Genomic DNA, 14,510 nt, shown 5'->3' on the forward strand with positions numbered 1-14,510 from the left:
AAACCGCAGCGGCTTTTTTTATGGGCAAACTATTCGGTTAAGGCGAGTGCTGTTTCAGCCCAGCGCTACGGCATAGTTCAGCCAGATAAAACGTGCACCGATCAGGAACAACAGGCCAGCAAAGCAGTTCTTCAGCAGTTGCGGGGAAAGCTTGTGTGCGAGCAGTGCGCCGAGGCGCGCAAACCAGGTGCTGGCCAGCACAATGCCGAGAAACGCCGGCCAGTAGATGTAGCCGCTGGTCCATGCCGGCAGCTGCGGGTTGCTCCAGCCCTGCACTGCAAAGCTGAGCGCACCGGCAACCGCGATGGGCAGGCCACAAGCTGCGGAAGTCGCCACCGCACGCTGGATGACCACCCGGCAGCGGGTCAGGAATGGCACCGTCAGTGAGCCCCCGCCAATACCAAAGATCGCCGACACCCAACCGATAAAGCTACCGGCCAGCGAAAGCCCCGCCCGGCCCGGGACACGGCTACCGTCACTAACAAGCTGCGCCTTGCGCAGGCCGTCGCGCCACATCTTGAGCGCGATACCTACGGCAAAAATACCGATCAACAGCTGCAGCCAGGCACCGCTCAGCCAATCCGCGGTCATGCCGCCAATCCAGGAACCAATCAAGATGCCCGGCGCCATGGCCGTCACGATACGCCAGTCCACCGCCCCCTTGAGATGGTGGGTACGCACAGAACTGATGGAGGTGATGATGATGGTCGCGAGTGAGGTCCCCACCGCCATATGGGTAAGAATGTCCGGCGCGATACCCTGCGCGGTAAACACCAGCACCAGAGCCGGCACGATGATCAGGCCCCCACCGACACCGAACAGGCCGGCGATAGTGCCGGCGCCCATCCCCACCAGTAAGTAAATCAACAAAACGTCCACTGCGCGCCCCCGGTCCCTTATTGTACGGTCATAAAAAAAATGCAAAAAAAACGGTGGCATATAGCCACCGTTTTTATCGGCCCGCAAGCGGGCCCGGAAACCAGCGGGAATTACTCCTCGCCAGTCGCCTCATCCGCCTGCTCGGCTTCTTCGGCTTTGGCTTCCTTGATGGACAGCTTGATGCGGCCGCGCTGGTCTACGTCCAGTACCTTAACCTTCACCATCTGACCTTCGCTCAGGTAGTCGGTAACCGCATTTACGCGCTCTTCCGCGATCTGGGAAATGTGTACCAGACCGTCTTTACCCGGCAGGAAGTTGACGAAAGCACCGAAGTCCACGATTCGTACAACCTTACCTTCGTAGATCGCACCGATCTCGGCTTCCGCGGTGATTTCCTCGATGCGGGTTACTGCCGCTTCCAGGCTCTCGCCGTCTTCACCGAACACCTTCACGCTGCCATCGTCTTCGATGTCGATGGAAGCACCGGTTTCTTCAGTGATGGAGCGAATGGTCGCGCCGCCTTTACCAATGACGTCGCGGATTTTGTCCGGATGGATCTTCAGGGTGGCGTAACGCGGAGCGTTTTCGTTAACCACTTCGCGGGAAGCACCGATAACCTTGTTCATTTCCGCGAGGATGTGCAGACGCGCGTGCAGAGCTTGCTCCAGAGCCGTCTCCATGATCTCTTCGGTAATGCCTTCGATCTTGATGTCCATCTGCAGCGCGGTCACACCAGAAGCGGTACCGGCTACCTTGAAGTCCATATCGCCGAGGTGGTCTTCGTCACCCAGGATGTCGGTAAGAACGGCAAAGCCTTCGTCTTCCTTCACCAGGCCCATGGCAATACCGGCAACCGGCGCCTTCAGCGGAACACCCGCATCCATCAGGGCCAGGCTGGAACCACACACGGATGCCATGGAGCTGGAACCGTTGGATTCAGTGATCTCGGATACCACACGCAGGGTGTACGGGAACTCTTCCGGGTTCGGCAGTACCGCGGCAATACCGCGACGAGCCAGACGACCGTGACCGATCTCACGACGGCCAGTAGCACCGACACGACCCGCTTCACCCACAGAATAGGGAGGGAAGTTGTAGTGCAGCATAAAGTAGTCTTTACGCTCACCTTCCAGGGCGTCGATGATCTGCGCATCGCGGGTCGCACCCAAGGTGGAAACCACCAGCGCCTGAGTTTCGCCACGGGTGAACAGCGCAGAGCCGTGGCTCTTCGGCAAAACACCAACTTCTACGGAAATCGGGCGTACAGTTTTGGTGTCGCGGCCGTCGATACGCGGCTCGCCACGCACTACAGCGCCACGTACGGTTTTCTTCTCCAGCTTGCCGAAGTAGCTCTTAACGGTGCCTTCGTCCAGCTCTTCAGTGGCCAGGGCCGCTGCAGCTTCGTTGCGCAGCTCAGCCAGACGGGTGGTACGCGCCTGCTTGTCGGTGATTTTGTAGGCTTCTGCTACTTTCTCACCAAACTGGGCTTCCAGCGCGGACTTCAGCTCTTCGTTTACGGCTTCTGGCTGCCAATCCCAAGTCGGTTTGCCCGCTTCAGCTTTCAGCTCTTCACAGACGGTTACTACTGCCTGCATTTCCTGGTGGGCGTACAGCACCGCACCCAGCATGATGTCTTCCGGCAGCTCCGCAGCTTCGGATTCAACCATCAGTACCGCGTCTTTGGTACCGGCAACGACCATGTCCAGCTCAGATTCTTTAAGAGCGGCATAGCCAGGGTTCAGGATGTAGCCGTCTTTCTCGGTGTAACCAACGCGGGCTGCACCAATCGGGCCCGCGAAAGGAATGCCGGAAACAGACAGGGCAGCAGAAGTGCCGATCATGCCGGCGATATCCGGATCTACGTCTTTCTCGGCGGACAGTACGGTGATCATCACCTGTACTTCGTTCATGAAGCCGTTCGGGAACAGCGGACGGATCGGACGGTCGATCAGGCGGGAGGTCAGGGTTTCTTTCTCAGACGGACGACCTTCACGCTTGAAGAAGCCACCGGGAATTTTACCGGCCGCGTAGGCTTTTTCTACATAGTGTACGGACAGCGGGAAAAAGCCCTGATCTGGCTTGGCTTCTTTGGCACCAACCACGGTACACAGCACAACGGTTTCACCGATGGTGACAAGCGCGGCGCCAGTGGCCTGGCGTGCAACACGGCCGGTCTCGATGGTGACCTGATCTTTTCCGTACTGGAATGTTTTGGTTACTGGATTCACTAGTTTCTTTCCTGTTTCCTTACGGCTGCTGGCCCATTCCAACAGCCCCTACAGTGTTCGCCCGCAAACGGGCGATGCTTGCCGGCGTATTTCTTCAGCCGGCAATCCCGGGGAACGACTTTACTAACTCCCCGAAATGCGGATATTCAGTGGTTCCTGCGCATCTACGCCAGTAGATCAGCGTTTGCACAAGAACTAAAAAGAACAATGCCCGCCAGAGGCGGGCATTGTCAGGGTCTTAGCGACGCAGGCCGAGCTTGGCGATCAGCTGAGCGTAACGGTTCAGATCCTTGCGCTTCAGGTAGTCCAGCAGCTTACGACGCTGGTTTACCATGCGGATCAGACCACGACGGGAGTGGTGGTCTTGCTTGTGAGAAGCAAAGTGACCCTGAAGCTTGTTGATGTTGGCAGTCAGCAGGGCTACCTGAACTTCCGGAGAACCGGAATCACCTTCAGACTGGCCATGCTCTTTCAGGATGGCTGCTTTTTCGTTTGCAGACAGTGCCATAACGAATTACCTCGTTCGTAACATGCTTTGAAAATTCGGCTGGCCCGTGCATGTTTACAGACCAGCTAGTCGCTTATTCCCGTATTCGCCGGAAAACCGGCTCCTGCGGGTTATTTTACCAACCGGCGGGGAGCGACCCGCCCGTCATCAGTAATCTCTCCAACGCCCAGAAATTCACCACTTTCCAGGAAGAGGCGCACCATATCACCTTCGTCGCCCAAGCGATAGACCTGCAGATCCATAACCGGCTGCCCCTGACGTAGATAGTAACCCGTGTCCTCGGCGAGGATCATCTTGGGCAGCCCGGAGGCGGGAGAATCCGCTGGCAGCAGGTGGTGATCGAGCACTTCGGCGCGGTCTTCCCCGCGCTCATCGGTCAGCTCGTCCAGGGTGATCGCATCGTCTTCGTGATAGGGGCCTGCGGCAATGCGGTGCAGCTTCTCGACGAAGGCTCCCACACCCAGCGCCTTGCCGAGGTCTTCGGCAAGACTGCGTACATAGGTGCCCTTGGAGCAGTGCACTTCGACCTCTGCCCTGGGCAGCTTGTCCGGAGAATCCGCGGCCGGGGTGAAGTTCAGCAGCTCGTAGGAGAAGATTTCCACCTGGCGCGCTTCCCGCTCTACCTCAATGCCCTGGCGCGCCAGCTTGTACAGCGGCTGGCCATTGTGCTTCAGCGCGGAATACATGGACGGCACCTGGCTGATGGTACCGCGGAAATCCGCCATGGCATCACGCACCTGCTGTTCAGTGATCGCCGAGGCATCACTGGTGGCCACGACATCGCCATCGGCATCACCGGTTTCGGTAGTCATGCCCAGGCAGAAGGTGCTGCGGTAACGCTTGTCGGCATCCAGCAGGTATTGGGAAAACTTGGTCGCCTCGCCGAAGCACACTGGCAGCACGCCGGTCGCCAGCGGGTCCAGCGCACCGGTATGGCCGGCGCGGTTAGCGAAGAACAGGCGTTTGGCTCGTTGCAGGGCATCGTTGGCAGAAATCCCGGTGGGCTTGTTCAGCAACAGCACACCATTCACCTGCCGGCCCCATTTTGGTCTACGGCCCATCAGTCGTTCTGTTCTTCCGAATGGTCATCGTCGTCGTCAGACTTTTTCTGGTCGGACTTTACCGCCTTGTCGATCAACGCTGACAGATGCTGGCCGCGAACGGAGGTTTCGTCGTAGCGAAATTGCAGACGGGGAATGGTACGGATCTGAATTTCCTTGGCGAGCTGGCTGCGCAGAAAGCCGGCGGCCTTGTTCAGCGCGTCCATGGAAATATCGATCTTGCTGCGGTCATCCTCACCCACCAAGGTGACAAACACCTTGGCAGTGGTGAGATCGCGGCTCACTTCCACGTCGTTGACATTGACCATGCCTACACGTGGGTCGCGCACTTCGTGCTGAATCAGCCGTGCCAGCTCGCGACGCATGGCGTCGGCAACCCGGTCGGCTCGATGGAATTCTTTGGCCATTGTTTACCTATCCAGAATGGCATTTCGCCGGCAGCCAGGCCCCGCGAAGAAATTCGCAGAGGCCCAACTGCCGGCGAAAGAGAACGTTACAGTTCGCGGGCAATTTTTACGATGTCGAAGACTTCGATCTGATCGCCTGGCTTGACGTCATTGTAGTCCTTAACGCCGATACCACACTCCATACCGTTGCGAACTTCCTGTACGTCGTCTTTGAAGCGGCGCAGGGACTCCAGCTCGCCTTCGTAGATCACAACGTTGTCACGCAGTACACGGATCGGCTTGTTGCGGTACACGGTGCCCTCGGTAACCATACAGCCGGCAATAGCGCCCAGCTTCGGCGAGCGGAATACGTCGCGCACCTCGGCGATACCAACGATCTCTTCGCGTTCTTCCGGGTCCAGCATGCCAGACAGGGCCTGCTTTACTTCGTCCAGCAGGTTGTAGATCACGCTGTAGTAACGCACTTCAACACTTTCGGTTTCGGCCAGCTTACGTGCGGCGACGTCGGCACGGGTGTTAAAGCCGATTACGATCGCGCCAGAGGTCAGCGCCAGGTTGATATCGTTTTCCGCGATACCACCCACACCACTGGAAACCACGTTCACAGAGACTTCTTCGTTACCGATATCGGCCAGTGCCGCCTGGATCGCCTCAAGAGAGCCGCGTACGTCGGCCTTGACCACAACCGGCAGAACTTTCTTCTCGCCGGCTTCCATGTTGGCAAACATGTTTTCCAGCTTGGCAGCCTGCTGACGCTGCATACGCTCGATACGCTCTTTGTCGGCACGCTGCTCGGCCACTTCACGGGCTTTACGCTCGTCCGCCACAACCATGAACTCGTCACCAGCATTCGGCGTGCTATCCAGACCCAGCAGCTCTACTGGAGTAGAGGGGCCCGCTTCTTTCACGGACTTGCCCAGCTCGTTGGTCATCGCACGCACGCGGCCATAGCTTTGCCCTGCCAGCACGATATTACCGCGCTGCAGTTCGCCGCTCTGTACCAGCAGGGTAGCAACCACACCGCGGCCCTTTTCCAGGCGCGCTTCGATCACAACACCGGTGGCCGGTACGCCGACCTTGGCTTTCAGTTCGAGCATCTCGGACTGCAGGGATACCGCTTCCAGCAGCTCATCAATGCCCTGGCCGGTATGCGCAGAGACCTCGATGAACTGGGTGTCGCCGCCCCAGTCTTCCGGGATAACGTCTTTTGCCGCCAGTTCGTTCTTCACACGATCCGGGTCTGCCGCTTCCTTATCACACTTGTTGATCGCAACGACCAACGGCACACCGGCCGCCTTGGCGTGAGCGATGGCCTCTTCGGTCTGCGGCATTACGCCGTCGTCGGCGGCCACAACCAGGATAACCACGTCGGTGGCCTGAGCACCGCGGGCGCGCATGGCGGTAAACGCTGCGTGTCCCGGGGTATCCAGGAAGGCGATCTCGCCCTGACTAGTCTTCACTCGGTAAGCACCGATGTGCTGGGTAATACCGCCAGCTTCACCGGACGCCACCTTGGTTTCACGAATGTAGTCGAGCAGCGAGGTTTTACCGTGGTCAACGTGGCCCATAACGGTCACGACCGGCGCGCGGCTTACTTCTTCGCCACCTTCCTGCTGAGACTCGGCAACCAGCGCTTCTTCCAGAGCATTCTCGGAAACCAGCACCACTTTGTGGCCCATCTCTTCGACGATCAGGGTCGCGGTATCGCGATCCAGGCTCTGGTTAATGGTGACCATCTCGCCCATTTTCATCAGGCGCTTGATCAGTTCACCGGCTTTAACATTCAACTGCTTGGCAAGTTCGCCGACGGTAATCGTCTCGCCCAGTTGCACTTCGTACACTTGCTTTCCTGTCGGCTTCTTGAAGCCGTGTGTGTTCTTCACTTTCAGCGTAGGACGAGACAGCGAGCGAGTGCTGCGCTGATCTTCTTCCGATTCAAAAGCTTCCAGCGCTGCATCGTACAGGGAGGTCTTACTGGATTTTTTCGGGCCGGACTTGCCGCGACGGCTGCGACGTTTACGCGGCTCATCGTCTTCGCTGCTGTTATCAACGGCGGCTTCCTGCTTGCGGCGCAAGGAGGGCTTGGCCGCTGCTGACGCGGTGTCTGCCGCAGCTTTTTGCTTGGCCTTTTCTGCGCGTTCTTTCTGCTCTTCCTCGACGCGCTTACGCTCGGCTTCCACGCGAGCTTTTTTCTCTTCCAGCTCTGCCGCTTCACGCTCCGCTTCTTTCTTGCGGCGTTCCATGGCGGCAATTCGCATGGCTTCGATATCGTCCACATAGCTGGAGCGAACGGGAGCAGGTGCAGGCTTGGGTTTCGGCGCAGGCTTGGCCTCGGATTTAGCTTCTGATGCAGGCTTCTCAACCTTTGCGGCTTCCACGGCCTTGGCCTCGGCTTCGGCTTTGGCGGCGTCTGCGGCTTCCTTTTCAGCCTGCGCTTTGGCTTCGGCTTCTGCTTCCGCTTTTGCGCGGGCTTCGGCTTCAGCGGCTTCTTTTTCAGCCTGGGCGCGCTCAGCGGCGGCTTTCTCTGCCGCCGCCAGCTCTTCTTCCGCTTTCTTCAGCGCGGAAGTATCCACTTCTTCTTGTGGCTGTTCGGCCTCGGACCCTGCACGTTTTACGTAGGTGCGTTTTTTGCGAACCTCCACATTCACGGTCTTACGGCCGGTGCCAGAGCCGGTTTTCAACGTGGTGGTGGTTTTACGCTTGAGGGTGATCTTGCGAGGCGCGGCGTCCTCTTCCCCTGTGCTGCTGCCGTGGCTGCTTTTCAGGAAATTGAGCAGGACCTGCTTCTCTTCCGCAGATACCTTCGCATCCGCTGAAGTGTGGGGCAAACCCGCTTCGTGCATCTGCTTGAGCAGACGCTCCTCGGTGGCACCAACCGATTTGGCGAGTTCGCTAACTGTTACTTCGGCCATTCTCTCTCCTAAAAAGTCGCATTGCGGCGGCGCGGTATCAATGCATTTTTCCGCTCCGCCCTTGGCCTGCCTGGCAGGCTATTCGGGGCACACGCGCCACCATCAGAGTGACGCGCAGGGCCGGGTTCGCACCCGGCGCTTGGGCATTAAGCCTCTTGATCACTGTCGTCGGCGAACCACGGCTCGCGCGCTTTCATGATCAGGGCTGCGGCACGTTCTTGATCCATGCCTTCAATTTCCAGCAGGTCATCCACGGCCTGCTCGGCCAGATCTTCCATGGAGGCAACACCACGGCTGGCGAGCTGGAACGCCAGCTGACGGTCCATGCCTTCCATGTTCAGCAGATCTTCCTGTGGCTCAGATGCTTCCAGCTCCTCTTCGGAAGCCAGAGCCTGGGTCAGCAGGGCGTCCTTGGCACGGGCACGCAATTCTTCCGCGATTTCCTCGTCGAAGCCTTCGATATCGAGCATTTCCTCGATCGGTACGTAGGCCACTTCCTCGAGGGAGGTGAAACCTTCTTCAACCAGAACGCCGGCAACATCTTCGTCGATGTCCAGACGTTCCATGAAAGTTTCCATGATGCTGCCAGACTCTGCTTCCTGCTTGGCCTGCCACTCGTCAACGCTCATCACGTTGATTTGCCACTCGGTCAGCTCGGAAGCCAGGCGCACGTTCTGGCCGCTGCGGCCAATCGCCATGGCCAGGTTTTCTTCGGCAACCGCGACGTCCATGGAGCCAGCGTCTTCGTCCACCACGATGGATTCGATTTCGGCAGGTGCCATGGCGTTGATCACGAACTGGGCGGGGTTCTCGTCCCACAGGACGATGTCCACGCGCTCGCCTGACAGCTCATTAGATACCGCCTGAACACGCGCACCGCGCATACCCACACAGGCGCCAACCGGGTCGATACGACCGTCGTTAGTGTTCACGGCGATTTTTGCACGCAGACCCGGGTCACGGGCGGCACCACGAATTTCGATGACTTGCTCGGAGATTTCCGGCACTTCAATGCGGAACAGCTCGATCAGCATTTGCGGGCAGGAACGGCTCAGCATCAGCTGCGGGCCACGGGCTTCCGGCTGGATTTCCAGCAAGATGGCGCGCACGCGATCGCCGAGACGAAAGATCTCGCGGCCAACCAGCTGGTCGCGGGGCAGACGCGCTTCGGCGTTATTGCCCAGGTCCACCGCGATAAAGTCGCGGGTCACCTTCTTCACGGTACCGCTGACCATTTCACCAACGCGATCACGATACTCATCGACGATCTTGGCGCGCTCGGCTTCACGGACTTTCTGTACAATGACCTGCTTGGCAGTTTGTGCTGCGATACGACCGAAGCCTACGTTTTCCACCTGCTCGCGGAACACGTCGCCCGCTTTCAGCTCGGGATCTTTTTCATGGGCTTCTTCCAAAGTGAACTGGGTACCCAGCTCTGCCAGGGTGTCATCGTCAACGACTTCCCAGCTGCGGAACGTTTCATAGTCACCACTGCGGCGATCGATGATCACCTCGATTGTGGAGTCTTCGTCGTAGCGCTTCTTGGTAGCCGTCGCAAGGGCCACTTCGATTGCCTGGAAAATAATATCCCGGTCAACGCCTTTCTCGTTGGAAACCGCTTCGGCTACCAGCAAGATTTCTTTGTTCATGCAGCTGCCTCTTCAAAAACGCTACGTGCTGACTATTCAATGCTTTGGTGAACCCCGTTACCTATGGTTCCACCCACTACTTCCGCATTGCCCTTTATGATCGGCCCGGAAAACCGGACACTGGCCCAAAACACAGGCCCAAACTCTGTTACTGCTTATTTACTGTCGTCAAACTGCGGAATGATATTTGCCTTCTCAATACTGTCGATTGGCAGCAAATACTCATTTTCACTGTCGATACGCAGGACGATTTCATCACCCTCGACACCAGCCAGCAGGCCACGCCACTTGCGTTGACCATCCAGCGGCATACGCAGGCGCAACTCCACCTGGGCACCAATATAACGCTGATACTGCTCCAGCTTATACAGTGGACGATCCATGCCCGGTGAGGACACTTCCAGGGTGTACTTGCTGCTGATGGGGTCTTCTACGTCCATCACCGCGCTGACCTGACGGCTGACTTTCTCGCAGTCGTCTACAGAGATACCGCGCTCCGCGTCGATATAAATGCGCAGCAGGGCGTTGCGACCGTGGGTCTGGTAATCAATACCCCACAGCTCACAATCCAGTGACTCAACCACCGGAGCCAGAAGGTCTTCCAAAAGTTCGCGCTTGCTTGCCATATCACCACTTTGGCCCCGGCCCGCGCCAACCATATCGTGGCTGCCCGGAGGGGGCGGATGCGCAACCGAATAAGCCGGTTGCAAAAAACAAAAAATGGGCAGCGGAGCTAACCCCACGGCCCGAATGAGAAACCGCGGCGCCGACTCCCGGCCCATTCGGATGACAATCCGGGAAATCCCGTTTGCCGCAGATACGAAAAAGCCCCTAATAGGGGCTTCAACTGCGTAGCCACATAACATTCATGTGCCTACAAGAATTTGGTAGCGGGGGCAGGATTTGAACCTACGACCTTCGGGTTATGAGCCCGACGAGCTACCAGGCTGCTCCACCCCGCAACAACAACTCTGGGGCTAGGCGACCACTTAAACCTCATGAAGTATAAATGGAAATTTGGTAGCGGGGGCAGGATTTGAACCTACGACCTTCGGGTTATGAGCCCGACGAGCTACCAGGCTGCTCCACCCCGCACCAACGACCCGGAAGTCGACCTGGTAAGTCTTCGACTTCCTGCGGTGGGTGTCCCCAACCGCTCAGAGGCTGCGCATTCTATTGACCGCCCCCCGGGGAGTCAAGTCACTTCTGGCATTTAATCACACTTGCCTTTCGCAGGATCGGCAGCGCGACGATCTGTAGCTTCATTATAAGCCCTACTTGTGCGCGATCGCGGCAAATATCGCGACTCAAAGCAACGGTGCCCATACCAATGAAAGTAACGGCGAAAGAATCCATAAACACAGAGGTAATAGAAGCAGTGCGAGAAGCAACATGTGGTGCGGCCGAGAGTGCCGTGCGACCGAGAGCGCGGTGCGATCAAGAAACGAGCCCCAACTCAAACGTTATTGATAAACATTATCATTACACTTATTATCGCCACCACTCTGACTGAGCCACCCATTTTTAGAATCTAAGCCTAACAAGGAGCTCCGTATGCGCGGGATTCGTACCGCTCTTGCCCTGTCCATCGCCACAATCAGCACCACCAGCGTCGCCGCACAGCAAGATGCTCTGATTGAAGAACAGGTTGTGGTAACCGCAAGCCGCACAGAGAAACCACTGAGCGCGATCCCCAATACTGTCACGCTGATCGACCAGCAAGAACTCAGCAGCCAAATCGCAGCCACCAGCGATCTATCGACAATTCTCGGCAACCTGATCCCAAGCTTTTCACCGAGCCGACAGAAGCTCTCCAGCACCGGCGAGAGCTTGCGCGGACGCAAGCCTCTTTACCTGATTGATGGTGTGCCACAGTCCAACCCATTGCGCAGTGGCGGACGCGATGGCCATACCATTGATCCACTGGTACTCGAACGCGTGGAAGTGATCCATGGCGCTAACGCCGTCCATGGTATGGGCGCTTCCGGTGGCATCATCAACCTGGTCACTCGCACCCCGAGCGATGAATTCGCCCAGAGCGTGCGTATCGAGTCGGCACTGCAGACCGAGAACATCGCAGAGTCAGCCAACTACGGCGGCAGCTATAGCCTGTCTGGTAAAATCAATGCGGTCGATGTCCTGGCAAGCCTGACGTACCGCGATAATGGGGTCAGCTATGACGCCAATGGGGAAGTTGTCGGCTTCGATAATACCCAGGGCGACACCATGGACAGTGACACCTTCAATGCTTTTGTCAAAGCCGGCTACAGCTGGGACGAGCAGCGACTGCAGTTGACGATGAACCGCTATAAAGTGGAAGGCAACAACAACTGGACCAGCGTGAGGGGCGATCTCAGTGAGGGAGTTCCAACAACCGCCGTTCAGGCTCCTGTGCCGGGTGACGCGCCCTCAAACGAGGTAACGACGGTCAACCTGCAATACAGCAACGACGCCTTGCTTGGACACAAGCTGCGTGCACAGGTGTTTTCCCAAGACTTTGCCGGGACTTATGGCGGAGGCATTTTTGGTACTTTCCAAGACCCGGCCTTCGGAGAAGAGTTTTTTGACCAGTCACAGAACAACTCCGAAAAACACGGCTTGAAACTCACCCTGATTAAAGATGCGTTAGGTGGTGCACCGTTAAGCCTCGCCTACGGTATGGATTTCTTGCAGGACAAAACCTGGCAGCAGCTGATTCAAAGCGGCCGCGCCTGGGTCCCCCCCACCGAATACAAAAGTGCCGCACCTTACGCACAGCTGGAATTTACGGGTATCGCCAGCACCACTGTGACCGCGGGGCTGCGCCATGAAATAGCCGAACTGCAAGTGAATGATTTCACCACGCTCGCCTCATACGGCAGCCAGTCGGTCACTGGTGGCAATCCGGAATTTAGCGAGACACTTGGCAACATCGGCATCACCTACGCGATCACTGAAGGTATGCGCGCCTACGCCAACTATTCCGAAAGTTTTTCCATGCCGGATGTGGGTCGCGTGCTGCGCGGCATTAACCAACCAGGCGAAGCGGTGGATAACTTCCTGGACCTGCGCCCTATCCTGACCGAGAACTACGAACTTGGATTCGACTTCAACAGCGAGCAATTTGGCGCCCAGGCCGCGCTTTACTCCTCCGATTCCAATTTTGGCCAGCGCCTGGCACTGGATAGCGATGGTATTTACAGCGTTAAACGTGAAAAAACCGACATCGATGGCGCTGAACTGCGTGGCCAGTGGTTCGCCACTGAAACAGATACCATGGAGGTCCGCTACGCCTACACCAAAGGGCGCTATGACGTGGATGGCGATGGCAAGGTTGATACCGACCTCGATGGCGCAAACATTGCGCCCAATCGTTTCAACCTGAGCTGGAGCCGGAACTGGAGTGACGCGTTGACCACGCGCTTACAGATGAACTGGCTGATGGACCGGGACTTCGAAAATGCCGACGGAGATACCACGCGCAGCTTTGACGGCTACACCACCATCGACGCCAGCGCACAGCTCAAGGCATTCGGCGGTGAACTGGCCTTTGCTGTCCAGAACCTCTCCAACGAAGACTATTTCACCTACTACTCACAGTCTGTGGGCAACGATAGTCGCAACTTCAAAGGTATTGGCCGCAGCATGAACCTGTCTTACTCCAGAGTGTTCTAAGCAAGCCCGATGCCGTATGCGTAAAACGTTTTTCACCCTGCACAAGTATGCCGGCCTGACCCTGGGCCTGCTGCTCTCCCTGATCGGGCTTACCGGCAGTTTGCTGGTATTTGATCATGCGCTGGATGAAAAACTCACACCGCACACCGTATCATTTAACCCGAGTGCGCAAGCGGCCAGTTATACGGATATTCTCGCCGCCGCACAGGCGGAAGTTTCCGGTCACCCGGCACCTACGCGGCTGATGACACCGCGCCAGCCGAGCAGTCCGCATGTGGTGCGCTTCCCCACTCCCGCGGGAGCGCCCGGCCCTATTGAAGTCAGTGTGTCACCGACCGACGCCCAGGTATTAGCGGTGCGTGGCTGGGGTACACCTGAGTACACCATGAGCTGGCTGTACCGTTTGCACTACACCTTACTGGCCGGTAAGAATGGGAAAATCGTAGTGGGTTTTATGGGCCTGCTGCTCATGGTGTTTTGCATCACCGGCGCGGTGCTCTGGTGGCCGAAAAAAAGCCGTACGGGGAAAAGTCGCTGGAAACGCGCCTTTTCTATTTCCCGCAATGGGAACCGCTTTCGCTTTTACTTTGACGTGCACAAAGTATTCGGCATTTATTTTCTGCCGCTGTTGCTCATGATCAGCTTCTCCGGGGTAACGCTGGTCTTCCCTGCTCAGGTAGAAACGGTGATCGGAACCGTGTTCAAATTGGAGCCCCGCCCAACCTTGCCCACTTCACGCCTGGCACCCGGCGAGCCCATCTCTCCCGACCGAGCTGTGGCCATTGCGCAAGAAGCCTTCCCTGGTGGCACACTCAAGCGTATCTATTTGCCACGCAATCCCGAAGACAGTTATGGTTTGACGTTTCGTGCCGAGGACGAACCCTGGACGAATCACGGAGCCAGCTTCGTTCGTCTGGACCAGTACTCTGGTGAGGTTTTAATGCGCCAAGCGGTCTCAGAGCTCGCGCCGGGCAACAAGATACTGCGCTGGCAGTTTCCTCTGCATAATGGCGATGCGCTGGGCATCGTGGGCCGCTGGCTGGTGCTATTGGCAGGATTGAGCCCAGCCATACTGTTTTCTACGGGACTCTACCTGTGGTGGCAAAAGCGCCGCCTGAAGTTGCAGGCCAAGCGGTACCGCGCTCCGCGCAGCGAGGCTCCGCCCAGCGGGCTGGCATCGAGCACCGATTGAATTGGCGCTGCACACACCAG

General features: G+C 57.6%; 10 protein-coding genes and 2 tRNA genes. 2 read left to right on the plus strand and 10 right to left on the minus strand.

What is annotated here, in order from left to right:
• Window positions 1-54: 54 nt before the first annotated feature.
• From AS89_RS0106335 to AS89_RS0106380, 10 genes are all read right to left on the minus strand, one after another.
• Window positions 55-879: a sulfite exporter TauE/SafE family protein gene (locus tag AS89_RS0106335; RefSeq protein ID WP_010131620.1), complete on the minus strand. Its 825-nt coding sequence runs from the start codon at window positions 877-879 to the stop codon at window positions 55-57.
• Window positions 880-989: 110 nt separating this feature from the next.
• A complete protein-coding gene (gene pnp / locus AS89_RS0106340) occupies window positions 990-3,107 on the minus strand; it encodes a polyribonucleotide nucleotidyltransferase (RefSeq protein ID WP_010131621.1) in 2,118 nt (705 codons plus the stop codon).
• Between the two features lie 238 nt (window positions 3,108-3,345).
• The gene (gene rpsO, locus AS89_RS0106345) at window positions 3,346-3,615 is read right to left on the minus strand and encodes a 30S ribosomal protein S15 (RefSeq protein ID WP_010131622.1); all 270 of its coding nucleotides are present in this window, start codon (window positions 3,613-3,615) and stop codon (window positions 3,346-3,348) included.
• Between the two features lie 110 nt (window positions 3,616-3,725).
• Complete coding sequence (truB, locus tag AS89_RS0106350) at window positions 3,726-4,676, minus strand: tRNA pseudouridine(55) synthase TruB (RefSeq protein ID WP_010131623.1); 951 nt, start codon at window positions 4,674-4,676, stop codon at window positions 3,726-3,728.
• Window positions 4,676-5,083, minus strand: coding sequence for a 30S ribosome-binding factor RbfA (gene rbfA, locus AS89_RS0106355; protein WP_010131624.1), 408 nt, complete (start codon window positions 5,081-5,083; stop codon window positions 4,676-4,678). Before rbfA ends, truB begins: the two co-directional genes overlap by 1 nt.
• 86 nt (window positions 5,084-5,169) lie before the next feature.
• Window positions 5,170-7,995, minus strand: coding sequence for a translation initiation factor IF-2 (infB, locus tag AS89_RS0106360; RefSeq protein ID WP_010131625.1), 2,826 nt, complete (start codon window positions 7,993-7,995; stop codon window positions 5,170-5,172).
• A gap of 146 nt (window positions 7,996-8,141) precedes the next feature.
• Window positions 8,142-9,644, minus strand: a complete 1,503-nt coding sequence (gene nusA / locus AS89_RS0106365) for a transcription termination factor NusA (protein ID WP_010131627.1) — start codon at window positions 9,642-9,644, stop codon at window positions 8,142-8,144.
• A 155-nt stretch (window positions 9,645-9,799) separates the two neighbouring features.
• Entirely contained in the window at window positions 9,800-10,270 is a 471-nt protein-coding gene (rimP, locus tag AS89_RS0106370; protein WP_010131628.1) for a ribosome maturation factor RimP, read from the minus strand.
• Window positions 10,271-10,529: 259 nt separating this feature from the next.
• A tRNA-Met gene (locus tag AS89_RS0106375) sits at window positions 10,530-10,606 on the minus strand.
• 56 nt (window positions 10,607-10,662) lie between these two features.
• Window positions 10,663-10,739: transfer RNA gene (locus AS89_RS0106380), tRNA-Met, on the minus strand.
• Between the two features lie 459 nt (window positions 10,740-11,198).
• On the opposite strand from AS89_RS0106380, the gene AS89_RS0106385 reads away from it, so the two are divergent.
• Window positions 11,199-13,298: a TonB-dependent receptor gene (locus AS89_RS0106385; protein WP_010131629.1), complete on the plus strand. Its 2,100-nt coding sequence runs from the start codon at window positions 11,199-11,201 to the stop codon at window positions 13,296-13,298.
• 16 nt (window positions 13,299-13,314) lie between these two features.
• Entirely contained in the window at window positions 13,315-14,490 is a 1,176-nt protein-coding gene (locus tag AS89_RS17070) for a PepSY-associated TM helix domain-containing protein (RefSeq protein WP_010131630.1), read from the plus strand.
• Window positions 14,491-14,510: the final 20 nt, after the last annotated feature.

This window comes from Microbulbifer agarilyticus S89 (genome assembly GCF_000220505.1).
Lineage (GTDB): Bacteria > Pseudomonadota > Gammaproteobacteria > Pseudomonadales > Cellvibrionaceae > Microbulbifer > Microbulbifer agarilyticus_B.

Excerpts from the sequence above, each read along its gene's own strand:
- rpsO (WP_010131622.1), bottom strand. The coding sequence starts at position 3,615 with ATGGCACTGTCTGCAAACGAAAAAGCAGCCATCCTGAAAGAGCATGGC.
- truB (WP_010131623.1), bottom strand. The coding sequence starts at position 4,676 with ATGGGCCGTAGACCAAAATGGGGCCGGCAGGTGAATGGTGTGCTGTTG.
- rbfA (WP_010131624.1), bottom strand. The coding sequence starts at position 5,083 with ATGGCCAAAGAATTCCATCGAGCCGACCGGGTTGCCGACGCCATGCGT.
- infB (WP_010131625.1), bottom strand. The coding sequence starts at position 7,995 with ATGGCCGAAGTAACAGTTAGCGAACTCGCCAAATCGGTTGGTGCCACC.
- nusA (WP_010131627.1), bottom strand. The coding sequence starts at position 9,644 with ATGAACAAAGAAATCTTGCTGGTAGCCGAAGCGGTTTCCAACGAGAAA.
- rimP (WP_010131628.1), bottom strand. The coding sequence starts at position 10,270 with ATGGCAAGCAAGCGCGAACTTTTGGAAGACCTTCTGGCTCCGGTGGTT.
- AS89_RS0106385 (WP_010131629.1), top strand. The coding sequence starts at position 11,199 with ATGCGCGGGATTCGTACCGCTCTTGCCCTGTCCATCGCCACAATCAGC.
- AS89_RS17070 (WP_010131630.1), top strand. The coding sequence starts at position 13,315 with ATGCGTAAAACGTTTTTCACCCTGCACAAGTATGCCGGCCTGACCCTG.